The sequence below is a fragment of the Streptococcus sp. FDAARGOS_192 genome, assembly GCF_002073815.2.
Lineage (GTDB): Bacteria > Bacillota > Bacilli > Lactobacillales > Streptococcaceae > Streptococcus > Streptococcus salivarius_H.
This window is the reverse complement of sequence record NZ_CP020431.2, coordinates 1,246,095-1,270,934: the sequence shown is the minus strand read 5'-3', so window position 1 is coordinate 1,270,934 and position 24,840 is coordinate 1,246,095. Positions and strand designations below refer to the sequence as shown.

24 protein-coding genes are annotated in these 24,840 nt (G+C 37.8%); 18 read left to right on the top strand and 6 right to left on the bottom strand.

Annotation, left to right across the window (positions count from 1 at the left end):
- Positions 1 to 8 precede the first annotated feature (8 nt).
- The 14 genes from A6J31_RS06535 to radC all read left to right on the top strand — a co-directional run bounded on the left by A6J31_RS06535 (position 9) and on the right by radC (position 16,376).
- A complete protein-coding gene (locus A6J31_RS06535; RefSeq protein ID WP_080610752.1) occupies positions 9 to 977 on the top strand; it encodes a glycosyltransferase family 2 protein in 969 nt (322 codons plus the stop codon).
- Positions 978 to 1,694 (top strand): glycosyltransferase family 2 protein, encoded by a 717-nt coding sequence (locus A6J31_RS06530; RefSeq protein ID WP_002884333.1) that lies wholly within the window; start codon positions 978 to 980, stop codon positions 1,692 to 1,694.
- Positions 1,694 to 2,050 carry a DUF2304 domain-containing protein gene (locus A6J31_RS06525; RefSeq protein ID WP_002884228.1) on the top strand — a complete coding sequence of 119 codons (357 nt, stop codon included), beginning with the start codon at positions 1,694 to 1,696 and terminating at the stop codon, positions 2,048 to 2,050. Before A6J31_RS06530 ends, A6J31_RS06525 begins: the two co-directional genes overlap by 1 nt.
- Positions 2,040 to 2,816, top strand: a complete 777-nt coding sequence (locus A6J31_RS06520; protein WP_080610751.1) for a glycosyltransferase family 2 protein — start codon at positions 2,040 to 2,042, stop codon at positions 2,814 to 2,816. Before A6J31_RS06525 ends, A6J31_RS06520 begins: the two co-directional genes overlap by 11 nt.
- A gap of 29 nt (positions 2,817 to 2,845) precedes the next feature.
- On the top strand, positions 2,846 to 4,066 hold the full coding sequence (locus A6J31_RS06515; protein ID WP_080611241.1) for a beta-carotene 15,15'-monooxygenase: 1,221 nt from the start codon (positions 2,846 to 2,848) through the stop codon (positions 4,064 to 4,066).
- Between the two features lie 180 nt (positions 4,067 to 4,246).
- On the top strand, positions 4,247 to 7,198 hold the full coding sequence (locus A6J31_RS06510; RefSeq protein WP_080610749.1) for a rhamnan synthesis F family protein: 2,952 nt from the start codon (positions 4,247 to 4,249) through the stop codon (positions 7,196 to 7,198).
- Complete coding sequence (locus tag A6J31_RS06505) at positions 7,185 to 8,492, top strand: DUF2142 domain-containing protein (RefSeq protein WP_080610748.1); 1,308 nt, start codon at positions 7,185 to 7,187, stop codon at positions 8,490 to 8,492. The genes A6J31_RS06510 and A6J31_RS06505 overlap by 14 nt, the downstream gene beginning before the upstream one ends.
- 3 nt (positions 8,493 to 8,495) lie before the next feature.
- Positions 8,496 to 9,743 (top strand): glycosyltransferase family 4 protein, encoded by a 1,248-nt coding sequence (locus tag A6J31_RS06500; protein WP_080610747.1) that lies wholly within the window; start codon positions 8,496 to 8,498, stop codon positions 9,741 to 9,743.
- A gap of 166 nt (positions 9,744 to 9,909) precedes the next feature.
- Positions 9,910 to 11,058, top strand: coding sequence for a beta 1-4 rhamnosyltransferase Cps2T (gene cps2T, locus A6J31_RS06495; protein WP_080610746.1), 1,149 nt, complete (start codon positions 9,910 to 9,912; stop codon positions 11,056 to 11,058).
- Positions 11,055 to 11,993: a glycosyltransferase family 2 protein gene (locus tag A6J31_RS06490; RefSeq protein WP_049554132.1), complete on the top strand. Its 939-nt coding sequence runs from the start codon at positions 11,055 to 11,057 to the stop codon at positions 11,991 to 11,993. The genes cps2T and A6J31_RS06490 overlap by 4 nt, the downstream gene beginning before the upstream one ends.
- Positions 11,994 to 12,800 (top strand): ABC transporter permease, encoded by an 807-nt coding sequence (locus tag A6J31_RS06485; RefSeq protein WP_049554133.1) that lies wholly within the window; start codon positions 11,994 to 11,996, stop codon positions 12,798 to 12,800.
- Entirely contained in the window at positions 12,800 to 14,002 is a 1,203-nt protein-coding gene (locus tag A6J31_RS06480) for a polysaccharide ABC transporter ATP-binding protein (RefSeq protein WP_060971826.1), read from the top strand. Before A6J31_RS06485 ends, A6J31_RS06480 begins: the two co-directional genes overlap by 1 nt.
- Positions 14,003 to 15,646, top strand: a complete 1,644-nt coding sequence (locus A6J31_RS06475; RefSeq protein WP_049554135.1) for a rhamnan synthesis F family protein — start codon at positions 14,003 to 14,005, stop codon at positions 15,644 to 15,646.
- A gap of 43 nt (positions 15,647 to 15,689) precedes the next feature.
- Positions 15,690 to 16,376, top strand: a complete 687-nt coding sequence (gene radC, locus A6J31_RS06470) for a RadC family protein (protein ID WP_049554136.1) — start codon at positions 15,690 to 15,692, stop codon at positions 16,374 to 16,376.
- Between the two features lie 56 nt (positions 16,377 to 16,432).
- On the opposite strand, the gene A6J31_RS06465 is transcribed toward radC, so the two are convergent.
- The 6 genes from A6J31_RS06465 to A6J31_RS06440 all read right to left on the bottom strand — a co-directional run bounded on the left by A6J31_RS06465 (position 16,433) and on the right by A6J31_RS06440 (position 21,208).
- On the bottom strand, positions 16,433 to 17,128 hold the full coding sequence (locus A6J31_RS06465; RefSeq protein WP_014634832.1) for a gamma-glutamyl-gamma-aminobutyrate hydrolase family protein: 696 nt from the start codon (positions 17,126 to 17,128) through the stop codon (positions 16,433 to 16,435).
- Entirely contained in the window at positions 17,121 to 17,780 is a 660-nt protein-coding gene (locus tag A6J31_RS06460) for a redox-sensing transcriptional repressor Rex (protein ID WP_002884205.1), read from the bottom strand. The genes A6J31_RS06465 and A6J31_RS06460 overlap by 8 nt, the downstream gene beginning before the upstream one ends.
- A 141-nt stretch (positions 17,781 to 17,921) precedes the next feature.
- On the bottom strand, positions 17,922 to 18,269 hold the full coding sequence (locus tag A6J31_RS06455; RefSeq protein WP_002884733.1) for a DUF1831 domain-containing protein: 348 nt from the start codon (positions 18,267 to 18,269) through the stop codon (positions 17,922 to 17,924).
- 1 nt (position 18,270) lies between these two features.
- Positions 18,271 to 19,383 carry a cysteine desulfurase family protein gene (locus A6J31_RS06450; protein ID WP_080610745.1) on the bottom strand — a complete coding sequence of 371 codons (1,113 nt, stop codon included), beginning with the start codon at positions 19,381 to 19,383 and terminating at the stop codon, positions 18,271 to 18,273.
- A gap of 3 nt (positions 19,384 to 19,386) precedes the next feature.
- Entirely contained in the window at positions 19,387 to 20,358 is a 972-nt protein-coding gene (locus A6J31_RS06445; protein WP_002886837.1) for a ribose-phosphate diphosphokinase, read from the bottom strand.
- Positions 20,359 to 20,632: 274 nt separating this feature from the next.
- Positions 20,633 to 21,208 carry a CYTH domain-containing protein gene (locus tag A6J31_RS06440; protein WP_002886838.1) on the bottom strand — a complete coding sequence of 192 codons (576 nt, stop codon included), beginning with the start codon at positions 21,206 to 21,208 and terminating at the stop codon, positions 20,633 to 20,635.
- Positions 21,209 to 21,303: 95 nt separating this feature from the next.
- Between A6J31_RS06440 and A6J31_RS06435 the strand changes: the two genes are divergently transcribed.
- The 4 genes from A6J31_RS06435 to pta are packed head-to-tail and all read left to right on the top strand — an operon-like array spanning position 21,304 to position 24,677.
- Entirely contained in the window at positions 21,304 to 21,978 is a 675-nt protein-coding gene (locus A6J31_RS06435; RefSeq protein WP_014634828.1) for a GTP pyrophosphokinase family protein, read from the top strand.
- Entirely contained in the window at positions 21,950 to 22,786 is an 837-nt protein-coding gene (locus A6J31_RS06430; RefSeq protein ID WP_002884507.1) for an NAD kinase, read from the top strand. The genes A6J31_RS06435 and A6J31_RS06430 overlap by 29 nt, the downstream gene beginning before the upstream one ends.
- Positions 22,783 to 23,679 carry an RluA family pseudouridine synthase gene (locus tag A6J31_RS06425; protein ID WP_080610744.1) on the top strand — a complete coding sequence of 299 codons (897 nt, stop codon included), beginning with the start codon at positions 22,783 to 22,785 and terminating at the stop codon, positions 23,677 to 23,679. The genes A6J31_RS06430 and A6J31_RS06425 overlap by 4 nt, the downstream gene beginning before the upstream one ends.
- A 14-nt stretch (positions 23,680 to 23,693) precedes the next feature.
- Positions 23,694 to 24,677, top strand: coding sequence for a phosphate acetyltransferase (gene pta / locus A6J31_RS06420; RefSeq protein ID WP_021143808.1), 984 nt, complete (start codon positions 23,694 to 23,696; stop codon positions 24,675 to 24,677).
- Positions 24,678 to 24,840 lie beyond the last annotated feature (163 nt).

Here is a 24,840-nt window from a genome sequence, read left to right as displayed (position 1 = left end):
AGTATAATATGTCTAATCCAACCGTTTCAGTCATAATTCCTGTATATAACGCGCAAGAGGGAATTAAACAATGTCTGGATTCTCTTCTAAATCAATCATTTACAGATTTTGAGATTATTCTTTTAAATGATGGTTCTACAGATAATAGTTTAGAAGTTATTAAAAAGTATGCGGCTGTTAATGATTTTATCCGAGTAATTGATAAAGAAAATGAGGGAGTTGCTAAAACCAGAAATAAAGGTATACAACTTGCTAATGGGAAGTACATTGTATTTATCGATAATGATGATTTTGTTGATTCAGATTATTTAGAGCGTTTTTATAATGCAATAGATCAAGAACAACTAGATATTGTTCTTGGGGGTTATAAGCGTGTTAATCAGGAAATGAAGACACTTTTTAAGCAAGATTTAACACAGTCTGAATGGTCTAAGTATATAGTCGTTGCTCCTTGGGCACGTATTTATAGAACTTCATTTTTAATAGATAATAATATTCAGTTCTTTGATTATCCAATAGGTGAAGATGTTGTCTTTACATTGACTGCCTACAATTTAACAGAAAAAATTAAAATAATTGATTATAACGGCTATAATTGGTTTTTTAACGAGAAGAGTATCTCAAATACATCTCAAAGAGGTTTTAATCCGAATATAGATATTGTGTATTTCTTGAGTCACTTGCTTAAAGTTGCTGGCGATTCAAAATATATTCGCTATTTTATAAAACGATATTACATTTGGTACTTACTCTTTTCTGGAAGAGCCGCTTCAAGTTCGTCATTTATGGATCAATATAGAAGAATTAAAGAATGGGTTTCTAAAGAAAATATTGATTCAAATTTAACACCATTATCATCTGAGATAACTGGAGAACGAATTCAAACAGTTATTTCTGTAATGGTTTTTAGAACTTTAGAACATTTGAGATTAGTTTCACTGTTTTCGAGGTTTTACTGTAAAGGAAAGGAGAAGTAGTTGAGAGTTTTAATGATAATTCCTGCCTACAATGAGGAGGAAAGTATTTTCGACACGGTAACAAGTATCTTGAATTACCGTAAGAAAGTTGATTTTGATTTGGACTATGTTGTTATCAATGATGGATCAACAGATAAGACAAAACAAATTCTGGAAGAGAATCATTTTAATGCTGTTAATCTCGTAATGAATCTTGGGATTGGTGGTGCGGTTCAAACAGGCTACAAATATGCACTAGAGCATGACTATGATGTAGCAGTTCAATTTGATGGCGATGGCCAGCATGATATTGAATCCTTGTCAGATTTGCTAGAACCAATTCGAAAAAATGAAGCAGACCTAGTTATTGGTTCTCGCTTTGTTGGTGATGTTAAGTCTGAATTTCAAACAACTTTTATGAGACGCTTCGGAATTAGTGTTATTTCCAATCTTATTAAATGGACAACTGGACAAAGAGTTTTAGATACAACTTCGGGTTACCGTTTGGCTGATAAAGCTGTTATTAAACAGTTCGCTAAGCGTTATCCAATCAAGTATCCAGAACCAGAAACTATTGTTCATATTTTGAAACGTAAATATCGAGTTGTTGAACGACCAGCAAATATGTTTGAACGTACTGGTGGTGTTTCTTCTATTACGCCAATTAAATCCATTCGATATATGCTTGAAGTGTGTTCGTCGATTGTTATCGCAGCCTTTATGAGGGAGAGTGAATAATGTCAGTTTTATCTATTGTGATGTTGGTAGCTTCAATCTTTTTCCTTTATTTAGTCATTAGAAATATCAATAAGAATAATATCTTATTTGAACAGGCCTTCATGTGGATTGTCATCAGTCTGGTAATGATTGTTATTTCGATTTTTGATGTTATTCCAGTTTATTTTGCAGGATTACTTGGATTTGAACTGACTTCGAATTTTTTGTTGTCGCTTGCTATCTTTTTCTTGTTGGTCATCGCTTTCCTACAAACCATGACTTTATCGAAACAAAAAGAGCAGATTAAACATTTAGTTCAAGAATTATCTATTCTAAAAAGTCATGTAGAAGAGAAAGAGGAAAAGAATGAAGGATAATCATACTTGGGTAATTTGTGCTTATGGAGAAAGTGATTATCTTGAAGTCTGTATTCAATCTTTGAAAAATCAAACTCTTCAATCTCAAATTATCTGTTATAGTTCAACGCCACTGGATTCGATTAAGGAACTTTGTCAGCGTTATGCTATCCCATTTTATACTAAACAAGGTGGGGGGATTGGCAAGGATTGGAATAATGCTATCTCTTTTGTAGAAACAAAATATGCTACTATCGCCCATCAGGATGACTATTATGAGCCAAGTTATGCAGAAAAATTATTGGCCAAGATGGAAAAAACTAGTGATGTTCTAATCGGATATTCTGATTATTTTGAGGAAAAAAATGGTCTAAAGATTCCTGCAAATACCAATCTAAAGATTAAAACTTTGATGCTAAAAACCATGAATCTTTTTCCTAGTAGCCATTTCTGGCGCAATCGTGTGATGGCTTTTGGTAATCCAATTTGTTGTCCAGCTGTCACCTATAATCTTGAAAAATTGAAGAATTTCTATTTTGATGAGGGAATGAAGGTCAGCCTTGATTGGTATGCTTGGTATAAGATTAGTGAATACAAGGGACGTTTTGTTTATGTGTCAGATAAGCTAATGTGCCACCGAATTCATGAGGAATCTGAGACATCTAAGACTATTGCTGATAATACTCGTAGTAAAGAAGATTTGTATATGTACCAACTCTTTTGGCCAAAATGGATAGCAAATATCCTTATGAAACAATATGTGAAGAGTCAGAAGACGAATGGGTAAGTATGAATCGTTATTGTTTGAGAGAGAAAATGAAAAGTAAAAGTAGATTTTATTGTTACATCTTAATTATTTCTATACTGTATGGTTTTCAGTATTATATTAATAACAAAATTACACCTGTAGGGGATCAAACAGCATTTTTAAATTATGCAAAGGAATTTCACCATAATTACCTTGAATTTGGAATTAATCGTTATCTTACATGGAGTAGCCGGTTACTGATTGAATCCGCAACGTTATTCTTTTCAGTACACGATAAGTTATTTATAATTGCTTCTATTATTGCAAGTTTCTTTTTGCTTTTACCTAGTAAGAAACTTTGCCCTAATTTACCTTGGATACCTGGACTTTTCATTTTTATTTTTCTTCCAGCAAGTGAATTTTTAAGTGCAGGTTCTATTCCTACATATATTAATTATGTATTTCCAGCATCATTTCTTTTGTTCTCTCTGTATTATCGTTATTCAGATAAGTGGTGGGTTCAATGTCTAGCGTTCCTATCTTTTGTTTTTGCTATTATGAATGAACAGTTAGCAGTCTATGCTTTTTTATGGATTGTTTTCGAATTAATAAGGGATTGGAAAGTCATTACATTTAGGTACAGAAATATATTGTATGGCTTGGTTTCGTTGACAGGAATTCTCTCTGCAAAATTCTCTCCTGGAAACACATTGAGGTTTGAAAAAAATGTGGAATCTTGGTTTCCCAATTTTGTCCACTTGAACCCATTCCAAAAAATAGGGTTAGGAATTTTAGAAACTAGCGATGGTATATTTTCAGTATCTTTCGGCTTTATTTTTGTATTTTTGATAGTTTTAGTAGTTTTATCGTTTTATAAAAAGAATTTTATTTCACTGATTCTGTCATCTTTCACCCTATTTGCTATTTTAAGTCAGAAGTTTGAGTGGAGAAATATTTTATTTACACTTTCTAGTGTTAGTAAAGTTGCTAGAGAGAGTGGCACCTTTGATTACAATGTTGTCTATTTTGGAGCGGTGATTTATTACATCATTTTATTTATGATACTGATGTATTCTCTATGGACTCTTTCTAAAGTTTCAGATAGGTTATGGATTATATACTTATTCGGGATAGGTTTAATTGGACGTTTGCTGATTTCATTTTCACCTACACTTTATGCTTCTAGCACCAGAACGTATTTACCTATAATGCTTAGTCTATTCATTATTACTTGTTATTTTTTGAATGACATTTATATTCATTTTAAACGGTCTAAAGCTATAAAGTAAAAGCAGAGTTATTCTGCTTTTTTCTTTGTCTGTAGTAAGGGGATTTTTTCTTCAAACTATAGTATAATTAGAGTGGTGTACACTTTCAAAATAAGATAGTTGTTCTTTCTTTGAAAGATTGGAATTAATATTAATTATTATGTACTAATTAATATTTTCTTACATAAAATGGATGGAAAAATGACTAATTTAATATCAGTAGTTGTAACATGTTACAACCATGAAAATTATATTGAGCAATGTTTACGAAGTATTTTTAACCAAACTTATCGAAATATTGAGTTAATTGTTCTTGATGATGGTTCGACAGATAACTCCTCAGAAATTATTCAGGAAGTTCTGCAAGAGTCACCTTTCGTGACGACATTTGAGTCTCATGAAAATATTGGTGTCGTGAGAACAAGAAATAAGGGACTTAATCTTTTAAATGGGGATTATTTTTTATTTGTAGATAGTGATGATTTTTTGGATGAAACTTATGTAGAAGAATTATATGAATGTGCAATTAATCATCAAGCGGATATAGTGTATTGTGATCTATTCAATTTTGAAAAAAATGAAGTCTATCTAAAAGCTCAGGAATTTGAATTACATAGCTTATTGGTATCGAACTATATTTCAAATTGTTCTTTAATAAACAAAGCCATATTAAAGGGTGCCTATTATGATGAAAAACTTTCAGGGAAAAAACTCGAGGACTATGATTTTTTCTTGAACCTTATTGTCAATAATGGGGCGAAGGCTGTTTACCAACCTAATACAAAATTGAATTATCGTGTTTTTGAAAAAGATTCGATTTCAAAAAGGGATTCAGTACGCTACCATTATGAAATCTATCTTGAAGTTCTCGAGAAGTATCTCGATAAGTTACCACATGAAATCTATCAAGCTGTTTGCGAAAATTTAATGATTTTGGAGAGTCGTATAGATGATTTGATAAATCATCACGATGATGTGACAGACTATGTTAATCGCTTGAAAAAAGAGCGTGATCAACTTGAACGAAGAAAGTATACACAATCTAAACAATTGAAGGATGCCCATAAAGAGATGGAGCTGATCCGAGGTTCACTGTCATATCGTTTGGGGAACGCACTAATTACACCTATAAAGACAGCAGGAGTAATTGCTAAGAATCCAAAAGCTATTAAAAATTATTTGAGAGCTTTAAAAGTCAAAGTGATACAGCTACGTCGTCGAATGACACCACTTAAGGTTCGCCAGTTACGACGTCTCAGAAATAGTCAACGTTCTGCTTTGTCACATAATGGTAAGAAAGCGTTGGTTTATGTTATTTTTGAGTCTGAAGCTCGTCTTCAAGAATACAAATTACGTTTCTTGCAAGCCTTGGCTCCATTGGTAGATGATGTTATTGTAGTTGTCAATGGACAGCTTCACGATGATGATATTAATACCCTTGAGACCTATGGTAGGGTTTTAACTCGTGATAACAAGGGATATGATACTGCGGCCTTTAGAGAAGGAATCTTTGCCTTTGGTAAAGATAAGCTTAAAGATTATGACCAGCTCCTCTTGGTGAATGATACAAATATTGGTCCGATGAGAGATTTGTCTCAAGTATTCCAGGAAATGGCCGATAAGCAACTAGATTTCTGGGGAATTTCCTTTGGAGAAGAGCAAGAAGATGTTACTAAAGAGAATCCTTATGGCTACATTCCTAAGCATCTTCAGTCTTATTTCCTAGTTATTGAAAAGCTCATGCTAAACGATGATGACTTTTATGAGTACTGGACACATTTGACGGATACAGATTCTCGTGATAAGGCTATTGGTCGACATGAGACACGTTTTACCAAGCATTTTGCTGATTTAGGTTATCGTTTCGATGCGGTCGTGCAAGAATACGAAGATTCTGCCATGTATATCCACCCACTTAAGATGCTCAAAGCAGGTAGTCCTTTGGTAAAATATACGGCTCTGAAAAATTATGATGAAGACCAGTTCTTGTGGCAAGGTCTGGATCGTGATTCAGAAGTCCCTGACTTGTTAGACTTTGTTGCAGAAAAAACTGATTATCCAGTGTCAATTCTGGAAGATATTGTGAATAAATTTAAGGCTGTTCCACGTGATCAATATATTCTATTGATTGATGGGGTTGAAAATATTATTCCGCAATGTACCCGTTACCGTGTCTTGAACAAGGCAGAGCAATTACGCAAGCATGGCTTTGCAGTCAAAGTTGTTAACCTATCTGATTTCCAATTATCGATGGCTCAAAATGCTAGTCACATCATTATCTACCGCTCACCAATCTCACCGGAACTTTTGCGTCTCTGTCATTTGGCTAAGGAATATGGAAAACCTGTTTTCTTTGATATTGATGATCTGGTTTTTGATACGGTTTATACAGACCAATTGAGTTATACGCAAGGACTTAATTCGGTTGAAAAAGGAAACTATGATGCTGGTGTTCGAAATTATGGCTATATGCTGGAAAACTGTGATGGTGCCATTACTTCGACTAACCAATTGCAGGAGGAGTTGTATAAGTACCAAAGTAAGGTTTTACTTAATCGCAACTTGGCTTCTGATGACTTAATCGCTATTAGTAGTCAATATATCAAAGATTACTCTCAAACATCTGATATTGTTAAGGTTGGCTATTTCTCTGGTTCAATTAGTCACAATGAAAATTTTGAATTGATTAAACCAGCTATTAAGCAACTGCTTACAAAATATAGCAATGTCCAATTACATATTGTCGGGATTCTGGATATCCCAAAAGATATGAAGCCCTTTGAAAATCAAATTGTAACTCACGATTATGTGGACTGGGATAAATTGCCTGCCTTGATTAGTGAGGTTGATATTAACCTAGCACCGCTTGTGGATTCTATCTTTAACCGTGCGAAGTCAGAGATTAAGTGGATTGAAGCTGCCTTGGTGAAGGTGCCGACAGTAGCGAGCAATATAGGAGCTTTCTCAGATGCGGTTGTTGATGGTGAAACAGGATTGTTAGCTACTGATGACCAGTGGTTCGACAAGCTTGAAGCCTTGGTTTTATCTCCAGAATTAAGACAGAAAATTGCAGATGCTGCTTATCGGGCTGTTCTTGAAAACTGTACGTTAAGCAAGAAAGATGAAATGGTGACTTATTTTGAACAGAATTAAACAGATAAAAGTTGAAAATTTATTTTTCATCTTAGCGACGATTTTTATTTTCTCATTTATGTTTGTATTTCCAATTAATCGTGTACCAGACGAAACAAACCATGCACGAATGACTTGGGAAACTTTCCATAAACCAACCGAAACATCTTTTAAGTGGATGGATGAGATTCCAAGTAATGATAAGGTTAAGTTAGCGGAATATAAACAGATTTTTGCTCAAAAGATTGATATGAGTAAAGAACCTTTTCAATTCGGTGTGAGTTTAAAAACAATCTCCTTTATTCCACAGTTGATAGGGATGACGATTGGAAGTTGGATTAGTGCTACAGTCGGTATGATCATCTATATGGGACGCATTTTTAATGCACTGGCCTATATATTAGGAATTTACTTTTTAATACGTTATTTCAAGTATGGGAAAACAGCCCTAATGTTTATTTCGCTGCTACCTATTATGGTTCAGCAAGCTTCGTCACTTTCTTATGATGTGATGAACTATTTGGAAGTGATGTTGGCTCTCGGTTTTATCACCAATCTTGCCTATTCTAAACGTTTTACCAATCGTAATATTATCCAGGTGATAGGTCTTGCGATTTTACTGTTAGCAACTAAGCCAAATAACGTTTTATTGTTGGGATTGATTCCGTTTGTACCACTAGAGTTTGAAGGTGTTCTTGCTTTTCTAAATCGTCCAGTGCAAGCTATTAAGACCTTTATTTCAAAATATAAAGTAGTCTTCTACCTTCTCTTTGTAGTAGGTGTCGTGGTGGTTCTGCAATTCTTAATGAAGAATCAGGGCGGTCTACGTCATTATGGCGAAGTTTTGCGTAATACGCTCTTTAATCCGGAGTTGAATGACAATTTGAATGGTATCTTGTCACTTGGAATGTTCGGTTATCTTGGTAACCTTACTTTACAAATGCCACTGTGGTTAATATTTATTGATATCATCGTTCTTACAATTTTATTCTTGTCAAGTAAGAAGGATTTCTTCACTAAAGACTTTGCTAATGCATCCTGGATTCTCTTTCTACTAGAGGTTCTAGCTGCTGTTACAGTAATGTATATGCAGTGGACACCAGTTGTTCTTGGTCGGGGAGCTAATATATCGGTTGGTGCTCAAGGACGTTATTTCACGCCATTTATCATTCTTTTGTTGCCGCTAGTCGCCAACACAGCTAAGATTGATTTATCTCGACAGAAAAAATTGAAGATAGCAACTCTGACTTTAATTGCTAATTTCTTAGTGGCTATGTATCTGATTCTTTTCCATTACTGGGGGGTATTTGCATAATTTATGACTAAAACAATTTTATTTATTTCTCCAACAGGAACTCTAGATAATGGTGCTGAAATCTCGATAGTCAATCTTATGAAATTTCTTGTAAAAAAAGGATATCGTGTATTAAACGTTTTTCCTGATTACAAGGTTCCATCTCAAGAGGAATATCAAGTAGAACTTCAGAAAGCAGGGATTGAAACCTATGGTCTTTCAGCTGTCAAATGGTGGTGGGAAGAAGCACCAGGTGGTTCGCCAGGCAATCATTTTTTGCGAGTGAAATCTTATAATAAGAATGTTAAAGATATTCGAAATATTATTGTGGAAAACACGGTAGACCTTGTTATTAGTAATACAGTCAATGTTTTTCAAGGTGCACTTGCTGCAACTTTTGAGAAGGTCAAACATTTTTGGTTGATTCATGAATTTCCTGAGGGGGAGTTCGGTTACTACAAAGAAAAACTTGACTTTATAGATAAGCTTTCTGATGAAATCTTTGCTGTCACAGGAGCGTTGACAGAGGATTTACAAAAGTATTTTCCAAATAGGAAGATTTATTCCTTTGCACCTTATACTCAAATTGAACCTAAAGAAGGGCTGGGAACTGAATCCAACGACCACCATCGTATCGTTTCAGTTGGTCGCTTGACTCAGAGAAAGAATCAGCTTGAGTTGATTAAAGCTTTTCAAACGCTTAATCTAGCAGGCACTGAACTTGTATTTTTAGGTGCTTGGGATGAGGATTATAAACAACTCTGTGATGATTATATTGTAGAGCATAATTTGAAAAATGTTTCATTTATGGGATATTTAGATGATCCTTGGTCAGAGATTACTGATAAGGATTTAGCTGTTTTCCCGTCGAGTATGGAGACGTTTGGTCTGGTTTATGTAGAGTCTGTTTTAAATGGTATTCCAACGATTTTATCAGATAATGCGGGACATAAATCAGCCTTCGAGTATATGAATGAGCAAGGTCATATCTACCCTTTGGGTGACTTGGATACCTTAACTAGCATGATTTCAGAGGTCCTTGGTGGATTTGACCAAGAGAAACTTGAAGCAGTACAAGCTGTTCCTGGTTTGAAAGAGAGATACTCTCTGGAGAGTGTTTATGCTAATATTACTGAAAAACTTGAGGATGATGAATTGCGTTATAAGAAAGTAAATCAGAAAGATGTAGATTTTCTCAACAGCCGAAAAGCACTAACGAAGAGTGTGAAATCTGCTGTAAAAAAATTATTTCAGCTTAAAAAGATGAATTAAGGTAAAATCTCGTTATCTATGATTAAGAATGAAAAGGCCATTTTCGAAGGGCCTTTTTGCTTTACTCTTTCTGTCCAATCATGCAAAATACCTTCCAAAATGGTATAATAAAAGCTACTATGTATAATTCTGTGTATTTGAGAGATGTGACGAATGGAGGTAAACTTTGAAGGATATTTTTATCATAGGTAGTAGAGGTTTGCCTGCTCAATATGGTGGTTTCGAGACATTTGTTGAAAAATTGATTTCTCATAAGGTATCACCTGCTATACGTTATCACGTGGCTTGCTTATCTGACGAAAGTACTGGTAACCATTTTGACTATAAAGGTGCGGATTGTTTTACGGTCAATCCTCCAAAGCTAGGTCCTGCGCGTGTCATAGCTTACGATATGATGGCTATCAATTATAGCTTGAAACTTATTAAAAAAGAGGGAATTCAAGCCCCAATTTTCTATATTTTAGGAAATACCATTGGTGCCTTCATTGTTCATTTTGCCAAGAAAATTCAGTCTATTGGTGGGATTTTGTTAGTCAATCCTGACGGTTTGGAATGGAAACGTGCTAAGTGGTCTAAGCCTGTTCAAAGCTATCTCAAATACTCTGAAAAAGAGATGACAAAGTATGCGAACTTAATTATTTCTGATAACCGAGGTATTGAGACCTATATTCAAAATACCTATCCGTGGGCTAGCACGACTTTCATTGCTTATGGAACTGATTTATCTAAGACGACTTTGACTACTGAGGATGACCCTGTTCGAGATTGGTATCAGAAATGGCAGACTCAAGAAAAAGATTACTATTTGATATTGGGTCGATTTGTTCCTGAAAACAATTACGAAACTGCGATTCGTGAATTTATGAAGTCCTCTACAGAGCGTGATCTTGTTATTATCTGTAATCATGAAGGAAATGCTTACTTTGATGAACTACGACAGATTACAGGATTTGATAAAGATAAACGTGTGAAGTTTGTGGGTACTGTCTATGATCAGGATTTGCTTAAGTATATTCGCAACCAAGCCTTTGCTTATATTCATGGACACGAAGTAGGTGGAACGAATCCGGGCTTATTAGAGGCCTTGGCTCAAACGGACCTCAACCTTATCTATAATGTAGACTTTAACCATCAGGTTGCTCAAGAGACTGCCTTGTATTGGAATAAAGAGGATGGGAATTTGTCTCAGCTTATCGATTCTGTAGATGGTCAAGTGTCATTTGAGGACTTGGGAAATGCTGCTAAAGCAAATATGAAAGAAAATTACACCTGGGAAAAAATCGTGGGTGAATACGAGGAGCTATTTTTATCATGAAAGTAACTATTCTCATGTCTACTTATAATGGCGAGAATTTTTTAGCAGAGCAAATAGAGAGTATTCAGCAACAGACTTATACGGATTGGACCTTGTTAATTCGTGATGATGGATCTAAAGATAAAACGAGAGAGATTATCAAACGTTTCGCTTTACAAGATGATCGCATTACTTTTATCAATCCTGATCAAACTGAAAATTTAGGTGTAATAAAGAGTTTCTTTACGCTTTTGAAGTATCAAGAATCTGACTACTATCTTTTCTCGGACCAGGATGATACTTGGTTACCTGAGAAGCTATCTCTTCAGCTTGAGGAAGCGAGTAGATACCCATCTGATAAACCACTTTTGGTATACACGGATTTAAAGGTTGTGAACCAAGATTTAGAGGTGCTTCATGAGAGTATGATTCGTACTCAATCTGACCATGCTAATACTAAGTTGGTTCAAGAAATGACAGAAAACACCGTTACTGGAGGTGTGTCGCTAATTAATCATGCTCTAGCCGAATTATGGACTGGCGAGGAACCTAATGAGCTTCTGATGCATGACTGGTATTTAGGTTTGCTTGCTTCAGCATTTGGTCATCTGGTCTATATTGATCAGCCAACAGAGCTTTACCGTCAGCACGCAGATAATGTTTTAGGTGCTAGAACTCTTCGGAAACGTATGCAGAATTGGATTCGACCTCAGACTTTATTTAATAAATACTGGAAGTTGATCAAGGCTAGTCAGAGTCAGGCAGAAAACCTTCTTTCTTTGCCACTGGATACTAAAAGTAGGGAGTTGGTTGAAAACTTTGTGACTATTATGGATCAAGGGTTAAGAGAGCGTTATCATCGTTTGAAAACATATGGTTATCGTAAAAACAGGGCTTTTCATACCTTTGTATTTACGAGTTTGATTTTGACAAAATTCATGTATAAGGAGGACTAAATGAATTTCTTTAGTCAGAAAAATAGGATTTTACTTAAGGAACTGATTAAAACGGATTTTAAATTGCGTTATCAAGGTTCTTTCATTGGTTATCTTTGGTCTATTTTGAAACCTTTGATGATGTTTACAATTATGTACCTTGTCTTTGTTCGTTTCTTGAGATTTGATGATGGGACACCACACTATGCAGTAGGCTTGCTTTTGGCTATGATCTTTTGGGGCTTCTTTACAGAGGCTACCAATATGGGGATGCTTTCCATTGTTTCACGAGGGGATCTCTTACGTAAGCTTAACTTTCCAAAGCAAACAATCGTTATCTCATCTGTGCTAGGAGCAGCGATTAATTTCTTGATTAACCTAGTGGTTGTTTTCGTATTTGCCTTGATTAACCATGTTCCGATTGGTTTCAATACTTTGGTTATCATTCCTCTCTTTATTGAGGTGCTATTGATGGCAATGGGAGTTGCTTTTATTCTATCAGCACTCTTTGTTAAATACCGTGATATTGGTCCAGTTTGGGAAGTAGTACTTCAAGCTGGTATGTATGCGAGCCCAATTATCTATTCCATCACTTACCTTCTTCAAAGAAATCAAGAGTTTGTTGCAAAGATTATGATGCTTAATCCGATTGCCCAGATTTTACAGGATATGCGTCATTTTATCATTGACCCAGTTAACCCAAGAGGATGGGATATTATTAACAATAAGTTGATTGCTTTTGTTCCTTATGCGATTCCTGTAGTGATTTTTATCATTGGTTTCCTTGTCTTTAATCGAAATGCGAAACGATTTGCGGAGATTCTATAATGTCAAATAATATTGCTGTAAAAGTAGATCATGTAAGTAAGTATTTTAAATTACCAACTGAGGCGAGTCAGAGTTTGAGAACGACTCTAGTCAATCGCTTTAAAGGAATTAAAGGGTATACTGAACAACATGTCTTAAAAGATATTTCATTTGAAGTTGAAAAGGGTGATTTCTATGGAATTGTTGGACGTAATGGTTCTGGTAAATCAACACTTCTAAAAATTATTTCTGAGATTTATGTCCCAGAAAAAGGTAAGGTTACCATTGATGGTAAGCTGGTATCTTTCATTGAGCTTGGGGTTGGGTTTAATCCGGAATTAACTGGTCGTGAGAATGTCTATATGAATGGTGCCATGCTTGGTTTTTCAACAGAAGAAGTAGATGCCATGTATGATGACATTGTAGACTTTGCTGAACTTCATGATTTCATGAATCAAAAGTTGAAGAACTACTCAAGTGGTATGCAGGTTCGTCTAGCCTTTTCAGTTGCTATCAAGGCTCAAGGTGATATTCTTATCTTGGATGAAGTCTTAGCCGTAGGTGACGAGGCCTTCCAACGTAAGTGTAATGACTATTTCATGGAACGTAAGCAATCTGGAAAGACAACTATCTTAGTTACCCATGACATGTCAGCAGTTAAAAAATACTGTAATAAAGCAGTTTTAATTGAACATGGTTTAGTCAAAGTTGTAGGTGACCCAGATGAAGTTGCTAACCAATATAGCTTTGATAATGCTGCTGGTCAAAAGGTTTCAAACGATGACGTTGTTGTTGAAAATCCTAAAATCACTGATTTACAAGTAAAACTCTTGAATGATAATATTATCAGTCCTGATCAAGATATTTCATTTGAGATTTCATATGATGTCAATGAGGATATTGAGACCTATATTGCCTTTTCATTGACAGATATTGACCGTGGTATCTGGATTTATAATGACAATTCCATGGACAATAAAACGAGTGGTTCTGGAAGAAAAACACTCACATATAAATGTAGTCTTGCCCATCTTAATAACATTAAGCTTAAGCTTCAGGTTTCTGTTCGAGATAAGGACGATCAGATGATTGCTTTTGCTGATTCAGATAACTCACCAGTTATTCTCTTGAATCGAACTGATATTGAAGATGATGATAAGTCTGCTAAAGATTCTGCAACTGGTATGGTTCAGAGAAATGGAAAATGGGAGATTCAAGAATAAATGAAACGTCTCTTATTGTATGTTCATTATAATAAGTACGACGAATTAAGTGGTCATGTGCTCTACCAATTGGAGCAACTTCGACCACTTTTTTCTAAACTTATTGTGATTTCAAATAGTCAACTAACGGAATCGGCAACATTAACTCTCAAAGAGCTTGGCATAGATGAAGTTATCCAGAGAGAGAATCTGGGCTTTGATTTTGCAGCTTGGAGAGATGGTATGGCTCATGTTGGATTCGAACATTTAACAGACTTCGATTCGGTTACACTCATGAATGATACTTGCTTTGGTCCTCTTTGGGATTTGTCTAACATAGTTGAAGGATTTGAACAACGACAGAATGTTGATTTTTGGGGGATGACGAATTTTAGAAAGACCAAATATTTCGATGAGCATCTGCAAAGTTATTTTATATCTTTCAAAAAACATGTTGTCGATTCAGAAACCTTTCAACAATTTTGGACTTCTATAAAGACTTTTACCGATGTTCAAGATGTTATTGATAATTATGAAACTAGGGTTACTAGTGTTCTTCTTGAGGCGGGGTATCGTTATGATGCTGTCTTTAATACTATTGATGCAGAGGCAGAAGACTTAATTCACCCTGATTTTTCTTACTATAGACCGATAAGTACACTTGAACATAAGGTACCGTTCATTAAACTAAAAGCATTTACTGACAATGAAAAAAAGGGAAGACTACTTTTAGACTATATTACTAAGCTATCGGCATATCCAGTAGCACTAATTAAGTCCCATCTTAACAGCTACCATTCGCCAGATAGCTTAGTCATTTTAGATGAAAAAATCATCGAACCCTCATTTCATTCGGTAAGTGGGAAAGGCTATCATTCGGCTATCCATGTACATATTAGTGACCTTGAGAGACTAAAAGTTTTCTCTGATAAAAAGTTATCTGCCTTTTATTATTTCACTTTATCAAGCCATTTGGATAAAAATATCGTTGAGAACACCTTATTAAATAGCTTTGATAAAGATAGATTTCAGCTAGTCTCTCAAAGATTTGATAATCATTACCATGCCTTAGTATCCTTGGCATCTCAGCTTAGCGAGTATGACTTTGTTGGGCATTTTCACACAGAAGACTTTGGAAATGAGGGCAAACTTGTTGATGAAACTACAAGACATGCTCTAGTGGATATGCTTTCAGATGAAGAGAAGGTAGTATCAATCTTTGATCATTTTCCAGAGGTTGGACTTGTTTTTGCTGATTTGTCAAAAGAACTTTATTGGACCGATGCAATTGGTGCCTTAAATCAAGAACAGACAGTTAAATTAACTAACGAATGTCAAAAAGTAATCAATCATTCGCTTCATGTTTTTCAAGGTTTTATGTGGCTGTCAAAAGATTTTCTGGAAAACATTATTCTAAAGGATGAGCATATTTTCTATGACTTTGACGAAAATACTCTCCCTTATCTTTTCTATCGAAAAGCCTGGGATGTAGGAATTGATTATCGTATTATTACTTCAGAGGAAATATCTTTTGCAGAACGGTATAAGATTCATCTTATTGAAATGTCACAGGTGGCAGAACCACTGACCTTAAAGAGTAAATTTTCAGCATATCGAAAAGCCTTGTTAAAGAAGTTAGGTTTAAAAAAATCTTCAGCTGTTTAACTTCCCCTCCCACTTACGAATAGGTAAGTAGGAGGTTTTTCTTATGTATAGTATTGTATCTGAGGAGGCGGGGCTTTTGCCTCGTGAGCGACTCTTGCAGAAGGGAGCAGAGGTTTTATCGGACCAGGAGCTGTTGGCGATAGTGCTGCGGACAGGGACCAAGTCTGAGTCGGTCTTATCTATGGCCAATCGTATTTTGAAAGGGATGACGAGTTTGGCGGATTTGTCTCGTTTGTCCTTGAATGAGCTTCAGGAGATTCCTGGTATTGGGCGTGTGAAGTCTATTGAGCTCAAGGCTATGGTGGAGTTGGCTAAGCGGATTGAGAAGGCTGAGTTGTCTCGTTCTGAGCAGATTATGTCCAGTCAGCAGGTGGCTCGTCGTATGATGTTGGATATTGGGGACAAGCCTCAGGAGCATCTGGTGGCTATCTATTTGGATACGCAGAACCGTATTATTCAGCAAAAGACGGTTTTTATTGGTGGGGTCCGTCGTTCGATTGCTGAGCCACGTGAGATTTTACATTATGCCTGTCATCTGATGGCAACGTCTTTGATTGTGGTTCACAATCATCCTTCGGGGGAAGCCTATCCTAGTCGTAATGATATTGATTTTACTCAAAAGATTAAGCGGTCCTGTGATGACTTAGGGATTTGTCTGCTTGATCATCTGATTGTTGGCAAATCGACCTATTATTCCTTTCGTGAGGAGAGGGAGGATTTTGAGCTTTAGATTGAGCCGATGGAATAAAGACAAGAAAAAGCAACTGAGTGCAGTCTCAGTTGCTTTTAAAGTTCGTTAACGACGTATTCAAAGAGTTTGAGGTCTTCTTCACGTTTGTCTAGGAGAAGCTCTGGGTGCCACTGTACACCAAGAAAGCGAAGGTCTGGACTATTTGACTCAACAGCTTCGACTGTGTTGTCCTCAGGATCACGCGCAATGACACGAAGGTCAGAGGCCAAGTGTTTGATACTTTGATGGTGGAAGGAGTTGATAGAGGTTTCACTTCCGTAGATTTCTGCCAACTTACTGTTCTCATCAACAATCATCTCATGGTAGAGGTAATCAGATGGCTTGTCCTGCCAGTGATGCTCAATATCTTGATGGAGGCTACCACCTAGTGCGACATTCATGAGTTGGGTACCGCGACAGATTGAAAAGATGGGTTTCTTCTGCTTAGTGGCTTCCTCGATGAGTGCCATTTCAAAGATATCTCGTTCGAGGAAGAAGTCATCTTCACTGGCATGGTTCTCTTCGTTGTAGAATTTAGGGTCAACGTTTTGCCCACCGATCAGGATAAGCTTATCAATCATGGAGATGTAGGTCTTGGCTTCCGAAGGATCGGATACTGGTAGTAGGATTGCTAGGCCACCGGCTCTTTGAACTCCTTCTACAAAGCCAGATGGGGCATAGGACCAGTTGATGTCTTCATGGGCTGGATTAGGCCTTACATTGGCAGTGATTCCGATAATTGGTTTAGTCATTGTTTCTCCTCGATTTTTCTTCTTCTTTCATGAAATAGAGTAGGGTTTGTAGTTCGCTAGTCAAGTCTACATATTGAACCACCACATGGCGTGGAAGATTGAGGTTGACCGGAGAGAAGCAGAGAATGCCTTCAATTCCAGCATCAACCAAAAGATCAGCCACCTCCTGGGCCTTAACTGATGGCACTGTCAGGATGGCTGTTTTGATATCTTCTTGGGCAATCTTGTCCTTAATCTGGGAAATCCCATAGATAGGAATCTTGTCCTCAGTTTGAGTTCCAACCAATTCATTATCGTCTGTATCAAAAGCCATGACCAGCTGCATGCGGTTACGCTCTTGAAAACGGTAGTGGAGGAGGGCACGCCCGACATTACCAACACCTACGAGGAGTACCTTGGTAGTCGCATTGTCATTTAGGAGTTCAGCGAAAAATGTCATCAGCTTGTTTACGTCATAACCAAAACCACGGCGACCTAGTTCACCAAAATAGGAGAAGTCACGACGAACAGTAGCAGGGTCAATCCCAATCGCTTCAGCAATTTGTTTAGAGCTTGCTTTGTCGATATTTTCACGATGGAATCGTTTGAAAATACGATAGTAGAGAGAGAGACGTTTGGCAGTGGCGTTTGGGATGTTTTTCTCAAATGTCATTGATCGCTTTCCTTTCTTTAATTAGTATGATTCTCTTATATTTTAAGAAAAGTTTGTGAAGATTGCAACAAAATAGTGTAGATGAGGCGATATTAAAAACCTATCACATGGATAGGCTATTTCTATGTAGTAAGAAAAAATTTAGACTTCTTCTTGCTCGAAAACGTTACGATCAACCAAACTCTGCATCAAGAAGTAGAATTTCTCTTGCAAGATGTGGTGATCTTCATTTTTAAAGATATTAACGTTACGAAGGCCAGATTTGTCTGTGATAGACAATTTGAAGCCTGTCAAGTCTTTGTTAATAGTGATTTTGAGTGGGAAACCTTCGCCTGAGTTAGGCACTTTTTCGAGAAGGCGGTGCAACTCGTAGTTTCCGATTTTATTTTGCACAAAAGTCGTATCACGTAGAGTGAATTTTTTGACATTAGGACTGATGGTGTAACGGTACTTACAGTCAGTCAAATGAATGCTTTTTTCAAATGCCATGTTAGTCTCCTATGATTTGATTAAGTTTTTCTGCTAGGGCCTGGAGTTCTTCAGCGGTATTTTCCTCTGATAAACTAATGCGAATGGCTGTTTTTAGCTTGTCAGAATCCTTGCCATAGAGGGCCTGGATGACATGACTTGGATCAACAGTTCCAGCAGTACAAGCAGAACCTGTTGAGACAGCAAAGCCTGCTAGGTCTAACAAGGTTAAGAGAGGGCCGTTTTCCTTATCAGGAAAACTGATGTTGATGACGTGAGGTAGGCTAGGTCCTCCACCATTGATTTCATAAGGAATGGTAAGGGAATCTAGAAAGGCCTGACGAATCGTTTCAACATGCTGGTAATTGTCTTGGTAGTGGTCGCTAGCTTGTTTGTAAGCTGCGGTCATACCTGCAATCCCGACCAGGTTTTCAGTACTGGCACGGCGTTTTTCTTCTTGCTCACCACCGTGGAGTAGGTTGTCAAAATGCAAATCGTTATGATAGAGCAAGCCGACACCTTTAGGTCCGTGGAATTTATGGGCACTAATAGAGAGAAAATCGGCTCCAAGTTCCTCTGGGTGAATAGAAAGCTTTCCTGCTACCTGAACGGCATCGACGTGGAAGGCAGCTTGGTGATTGGCAAGCAAGTCACCAATTTCCTTAATAGGAAGTAATTGGCCAGTCTCATTATTGGCATACATAACAGAAACCAGAATGGTATCGTCACGTAAGGCATCAGCGATTTGTTGGGCAGTAATGACTTGATTTTCTGGTTGAATATAGGTTACTTCAAAACCAAAACGCTCTTCCAAGTAGGCCATGGTGTGAAGGACAGAGTGGTGTTCAATAGCAGTTGTAATCAGGTGCTTACCTTTAGATTGATTGGCTAGGGCGTAACCTTTGATAGCTGTATTGTTTCCTTCAGTCCCACCAGAAGTGAAAATAAGCTTACGAGCAGGGACTCCAAAGTGTTTGGCCATTTCTTCACGGGCTTCACGAAGTTCCTTAGAAGCCTGTCGACCGTAAGCATGGAGGCTGGATGGATTCCCAAAGGTTTCAGTCATGACATGTGTCATAGCTGAAATAGCAGCAGTATTTAAAGGAGTTGTTGCCGCATTGTCCAAATAAACCATAGCTTAGTCCTCGTTTGCAGTGTAAGCAAAGAGTGGGCTAAGTGGTTGACGTTCGAAAATACGAGTAGTAGCGTTAGCGATTAGCTTACTTGCTGAAATGTATTTAACGTTTGTAGGAACTTTTTCTTTAGTTGCAACTGAATCTGTCACCAAGATTTCTTTAATTGGGGCAGCGTTGAGGACTTCAGCAGCACCTCCTGCAAAGAGACCGTGACTAGCTACTGCATAGATGTCTTTAACGCCACCACGTTCAAGGATTTTAGCAGCTTCAGCAAACGTTTTACCAGTGTTAAGGATATCATCAACCAAGATTGCTGTTTTTCCTTCAACCTCACCGATGATGTAGCCTTCTTCACGTTCTGAATCATCTTGAGCGTAGTCAATGATAGCGATTGGTGCATCAAGGTAGTCCGCCAAGCTACGAGCACGTTTAACACCCGAGTTTTTAGGGCTAACAACGACAACATCACTTCCTGTGAATCCTTTTTTGTTGTAGTATTCAGCAAACAAAGGCATTGTGAAGAGGTTATCTACTGGGATATCGAAGAATCCTTGAACTTGGACAGCGTGAAGGTCAAGCGTCAAGAGACGATTGACACCAGCTTTAACTAGCATATTGGCAATCAATTTAGCAGTGATTGGTTCACGTGACGCAGCGATACGGTCTTGACGTGCATAACCAAAGTAAGGCATAACAACGTTGACAGAGTTAGCACTGGCACGTTTGCAGGCATCAATCATGATGAGCAATTCCCAAAGGTGGTCGTTAACAGGGTTGCTAGTAGATTGGATGATATAGATATCGTCCCCACGAACAGACTCTTCAATGTTAATCATGATTTCACCGTCAGAAAATTGACGTGAAGATACTTTACCAAGTGGCAATCCAGTAGCCTCAGCAATTTTTTCAGCAATTTCTGGGTTTGAGCTGAGCGAGAACAATTTCAATTGTGGGTTTGCTTTTTGATGTACCATGACGATGGTGACTCCTTTAAAAAAATAAGATGCTAAGCCCAGTTAGGGCTATTGTAATAAAACTACAGATAGTTCTATTTTAGCAAAAAGAAGCAGAAATTTCAGCCATCAAAGTATGATATTAGTGAAAAATACCGAACCTTTGCTAGATAAAACGCCTTTGTATGCGTTTTCAGAGAAATCTATTACCCTCTGAAGTTCTAAATACTTGTGGCATTTGAAGCTACATGTGTTTAAAATAAAAAAAACAAGGAGCCAACTCCTTGTCTAAATTTTAGTCTTTGTCTCGTTTGAGGGTAGCTACAAAGCGTGCAACCTTACTCTTGGCATACTTAAAGTCAATATTATTTTCTTTAAGAAAGGCATCAAAGTCGTCTTTACCTTTCTCAGCATCCGAAACTTCTAGTTCAAGCTCGTAATCTTTCTTGTCAGCATAGACATTGACATCAAGAGCCATGAGGCCGATGTTGGTCTGGTACTCGCGACGAGTTGTGGTCAAATGTCCGAGGATGGTTAGGTCCTCTAGTTTAACCCCGCGTTCTAAAAGAATGGATTTGATTTGACAATCAGGAAAGTCCAGCGACTTAGTCAAAGCCTTAGCATCCGCACAATCCATGGTAACGTTGTACTCCATGTTCCCGACTTTTTCAGGGATTTTCAAGGTCAGCTCACCATGAGTGGGAAGTGTCCTAATACGCAAAGACAACTTTTTATTTCTCATGTCACTCTGAGGAGTGTCGATGTAGTAGTTGGTTTGCGTAACAGGTGTCACATGGGAGAAAAGCATCGCTAAACGATTGTACTCGTCTTTGGTGAGTAGAGTCTTGTACTCTATCTCTAAATGGTTCATGTGTGTCCTCCCTTGTGCTTTCAAATGTGGTATAATATAACAGATTGTATTTATTTTATAAAAAACTAAAGCTTTTGACAAGGAGGAGTCCTATCTTGACCATGGATTGGGAAGAATTTCTAGACCCCTATATTCAGGCCGTAGGTGAGCTCAAAATCAAGCTCCGAGGCATTCGTAAACAATTTCGTAAGCAAAATCGTCACTCGCCTATTGAATTTGTGACCGGACGTGTGAAGTCAGTGGCTTCCATTGAGGAGAAAATCGCCCTTCGTGGCCTTTCGATTGAAAATTTGGCTCAAGATATGCAGGATATCGCTGGTCTCCGAGTCATGGTCCAATTTGTCGATGATGTGGATGAGGTTTTGGCTTTGCTTCGTCATCGTAGTGATATGACTATTGTTTCAGAGCGAGACTATATCAGAAACCGTAAAAATTCGGGTTATCGCTCTTATCATGTTATTATCTCTTATCCCGTTGACACCATAGATGGTCGTAAGGAGATTCTTGCAGAGATTCAGATTAGGACTTTGGCCATGAACTTTTGGGCCACCATTGAACATTCCCTTAATTACAAATATCAGGGAAATTTTCCTGAGGAGATTAAACTTCGCTTGGAAACTACGGCCCGTATGGCTTATGAGCTTGACGAAGAAATGCGGAAGATACGTGATGATATTAGAGAAGCCCAGTTGCTCTTTGATCCAATTAATAGAACTTTGAAGGATAGTGTAGGAAATAGTGATGACACAGATGAAGACCTCTTCGGATGAGATGAAGGTAGCTATTATTGCCAATGGCAAACCCCAAAGTAGGCGTGTTGCCTCGAAACTTTTTAATGCCTTTCGAGATGATCCTGATTTTTATTTGACCAAGAAAAATCCAGATGTGGTCATCTCAATTGGTGGTGATGGCATGTTGCTATCGGCCTTTCATATGTATGAAAAAGAGCTTGCGCGTGTGCGTTTTGTAGGGATTCACACGGGTCATTTAGGCTTTTATACGGATTATTTGGACAGTGAAGTGGATCAATTAATCGAGACGCTTCGAAAAGATAGTGGTGCAAAGATTTCTTACCCTCTTTTGAATGTCAAATTGACCCTGGCTGATGGTCGTTCTTTTACGTCGATTGCCCTCAATGAAGCAGCCATCAAGCGTAATGAGAAAACCATGGCAGCAGATGTTTGCCTTAATGATGTCTTATTTGAGAGCTTCCGTGGAGATGGGTTGTCAGTGTCGACGCCTACAGGATCAACGGCCTACAATAAATCCTTGGGTGGTGCGGTCCTTCATCCCACTATTGAAGCCTTGCAACTGACAGAGATTGCCAGTCTTAATAATCGTGTGTACCGGACCTTAGGAAGTCCCCTTATTGTGCCCAAGCACGAGAAGATTACCGTTTATCCTACCCGAATGGGAAGTTACACTCTATCCGTTGATAATAAAACCTATACCAACCGTAATGTGAAAAAGGTAGAATTTTCAATCGACCAACGAAAGATTTCTTTTGTTGCTAGTGCCAGTCACACAAGTTTTTGGGAACGCGTACGTGATTCCTTTATTGGAGACATGGAAGAATGAGATATGAATTTACCGTAGGACGTTCATGTCGAGTTAAGACCTTTTTGAAGGAGCACGATATTTCAAAAGGACTTCTGGCCAAGATTAAGTTTGAAGGTGGTCATATTTGGGTCAATGGCGAGGAGCAGTTTGCGACTTATCCTGTCCATGAAGGAGATGTGGTTGCCATTGAAATCCCGGACGAGGCACCGCATGAAACCTTGAAGCCAATTCCTTTTGACTTGGATATCGTCTATGAGGATGATAACTTCTTGGTGATTAATAAACCCTATGGCTATGCTAGTATTCCAAGTGTTAATCATGACAATACTATGGCTAATTTCGTCAAGCATCACTTCGTTAGCAACAATTATCCTAATCAGCGTGTGCATATCGTGACACGCCTGGATAAGGACACATCTGGTCTCATGCTGTTTGCTAAGCATGGTTATGCCCACGCACGTATGGATAAGCAGTTGCAGCAGAAGTCTATCAAGAAACATTACTATGCCTTGGTTGAAGGTGATACCAAACTTGAGGAGCAGGGAGAAATCATTGCACCGATTGCGCGTGATGTGGATTCTATTATTACACGTCGGGTTCATAAATCGGGGAAATATGCCCATACGAGCTATCACTTGGTAGCTGATTATGGTCGAGTGAAGTTGGTTGATATCAATCTTCATACTGGACGTACGCACCAGATTCGTGTTCACTTTGCCCACTTAGGTTTGCCTCTTTTGGGAGATGACCTTTATGGCGGGTCCCTAGACTATGGTATTAAGCGCCAAGCCTTGCATTGTCATCGTCTTGCCTTTATTGATCCTTTCACCAAAAAAGAGATGGTCCATGCATCTTCCTTGACAGATGATTTTGAAACCGTTATCATGAACTTACAAACTAAAAAAGATTGATTGAGGATTTTTTTATGCGTAGTCTATTTGGTGAACTTCGTGAACGTATTGCAGGGAAAGGTGTTAAGATTGTCTTCCCTGAGGGTAACGACGACCGTGTGGTTCGTGCTGCTGCCCGTTTGAAATTTGAAGGATTGGTGGATCCTATTATTTTGGGAGACCCAGCTGAGGTTCACAAAATCTTGAGCGATCTTGGTTTTGCAGACTTTAACTATACGATTATTAATCCTGAAACCTATGAAGGTTTTGAGGAAATGAAGGAAAAATTTCTTGAAATCCGTAAAGGAAAAGCAACAGTCGAAGATGCAGAGAAATTGCTTCGTGATGTGAACTATTTCGGTGTTATGTTAGTTAAACTTGGTCTTGCTGATGGAATGGTTTCAGGTGCTATCCACTCAACAGCGGATACGGTACGTCCTGCCCTTCAAATTATCAAAACAAAACCAGGCATTTCACGTACATCAGGTGTTTTCCTTATGAACCGTGAAAATACCGATCATCGCTTGGTGTTTGCTGATTGTGCGATCAATATTGAGCCAAATTCTCAAGAATTGGCAGAAATTGCAATTAATACTGCTGAAACAGCTAAAGTTTTTGGTATTGATCCTAAAGTGGCCATGCTTAGCTTCTCAACAAAAGGTTCTGCTAAATCGCCAAAAGTTGACAGGGTAGTAGAGGCAACAAATATTGCTAAAGAAATGCGTCCTGACTTGGCTATTGATGGTGAGTTGCAGTTTGATGCAGCCTTTGTTCCAGCAACAGCAGCGATTAAGGCTCCAGATAGTAACGTAGCAGGACATGCTAATGTCTTTGTCTTCCCAGGTTTGCAAGCAGGTAACATTGGATATAAGATTGCCCAACGTTTGGGAATGTTCGAAGCTATCGGTCCAATCTTGCAAGGTCTTAATAAACCTGTTAACGACCTTTCTCGTGGGGCTAGTGCTGAAGATATTTACAATTTGGCGATTATCACAGCTGCTCAAGCTCTTAATGGCTAATTTTAACTTAAAAACAGAGGTTTAACCAAGGTGTTAGACCTTTTTGTTTTATGCATGACGAGTGATTAAAAATAAATTGATTGAGGTGGCTAGAAACCTAGGGAATACAAGGGGTTATTGAGTTTATCGTGTTTTATCATGTACAATACTTGTTCAAAATAGT

What these genes read in the sequence shown, in the direction of transcription:
- A6J31_RS06465 (WP_014634832.1), bottom strand. Translation starts at nt 17,128, where the DNA reads ATGACTAAACCAATTATCGGAATCACTGCCAATGTAAGGCCTAATCCA.
- A6J31_RS06535 (WP_080610752.1), top strand. Translation starts at nt 9, where the DNA reads ATGTCTAATCCAACCGTTTCAGTCATAATTCCTGTATATAACGCGCAA.
- A6J31_RS06515 (WP_080611241.1), top strand. Translation starts at nt 2,846, where the DNA reads ATGAAAAGTAAAAGTAGATTTTATTGTTACATCTTAATTATTTCTATA.
- A6J31_RS06520 (WP_080610751.1), top strand. Translation starts at nt 2,040, where the DNA reads ATGAAGGATAATCATACTTGGGTAATTTGTGCTTATGGAGAAAGTGAT.
- A6J31_RS06450 (WP_080610745.1), bottom strand. Translation starts at nt 19,383, where the DNA reads ATGGTTTATTTGGACAATGCGGCAACAACTCCTTTAAATACTGCTGCT.
- radC (WP_049554136.1), top strand. Translation starts at nt 15,690, where the DNA reads ATGTATAGTATTGTATCTGAGGAGGCGGGGCTTTTGCCTCGTGAGCGA.
- A6J31_RS06455 (WP_002884733.1), bottom strand. Translation starts at nt 18,269, where the DNA reads ATGGCATTTGAAAAAAGCATTCATTTGACTGACTGTAAGTACCGTTAC.
- A6J31_RS06500 (WP_080610747.1), top strand. Translation starts at nt 8,496, where the DNA reads ATGACTAAAACAATTTTATTTATTTCTCCAACAGGAACTCTAGATAAT.
- A6J31_RS06490 (WP_049554132.1), top strand. Translation starts at nt 11,055, where the DNA reads ATGAAAGTAACTATTCTCATGTCTACTTATAATGGCGAGAATTTTTTA.
- A6J31_RS06485 (WP_049554133.1), top strand. Translation starts at nt 11,994, where the DNA reads ATGAATTTCTTTAGTCAGAAAAATAGGATTTTACTTAAGGAACTGATT.
- A6J31_RS06510 (WP_080610749.1), top strand. Translation starts at nt 4,247, where the DNA reads ATGACTAATTTAATATCAGTAGTTGTAACATGTTACAACCATGAAAAT.
- A6J31_RS06525 (WP_002884228.1), top strand. Translation starts at nt 1,694, where the DNA reads ATGTCAGTTTTATCTATTGTGATGTTGGTAGCTTCAATCTTTTTCCTT.
- A6J31_RS06445 (WP_002886837.1), bottom strand. Translation starts at nt 20,358, where the DNA reads ATGGTACATCAAAAAGCAAACCCACAATTGAAATTGTTCTCGCTCAGC.
- A6J31_RS06430 (WP_002884507.1), top strand. Translation starts at nt 21,950, where the DNA reads ATGACACAGATGAAGACCTCTTCGGATGAGATGAAGGTAGCTATTATT.
- A6J31_RS06440 (WP_002886838.1), bottom strand. Translation starts at nt 21,208, where the DNA reads ATGAACCATTTAGAGATAGAGTACAAGACTCTACTCACCAAAGACGAG.
- A6J31_RS06460 (WP_002884205.1), bottom strand. Translation starts at nt 17,780, where the DNA reads ATGACATTTGAGAAAAACATCCCAAACGCCACTGCCAAACGTCTCTCT.
- A6J31_RS06475 (WP_049554135.1), top strand. Translation starts at nt 14,003, where the DNA reads ATGAAACGTCTCTTATTGTATGTTCATTATAATAAGTACGACGAATTA.
- A6J31_RS06425 (WP_080610744.1), top strand. Translation starts at nt 22,783, where the DNA reads ATGAGATATGAATTTACCGTAGGACGTTCATGTCGAGTTAAGACCTTT.
- pta (WP_021143808.1), top strand. Translation starts at nt 23,694, where the DNA reads ATGCGTAGTCTATTTGGTGAACTTCGTGAACGTATTGCAGGGAAAGGT.
- A6J31_RS06480 (WP_060971826.1), top strand. Translation starts at nt 12,800, where the DNA reads ATGTCAAATAATATTGCTGTAAAAGTAGATCATGTAAGTAAGTATTTT.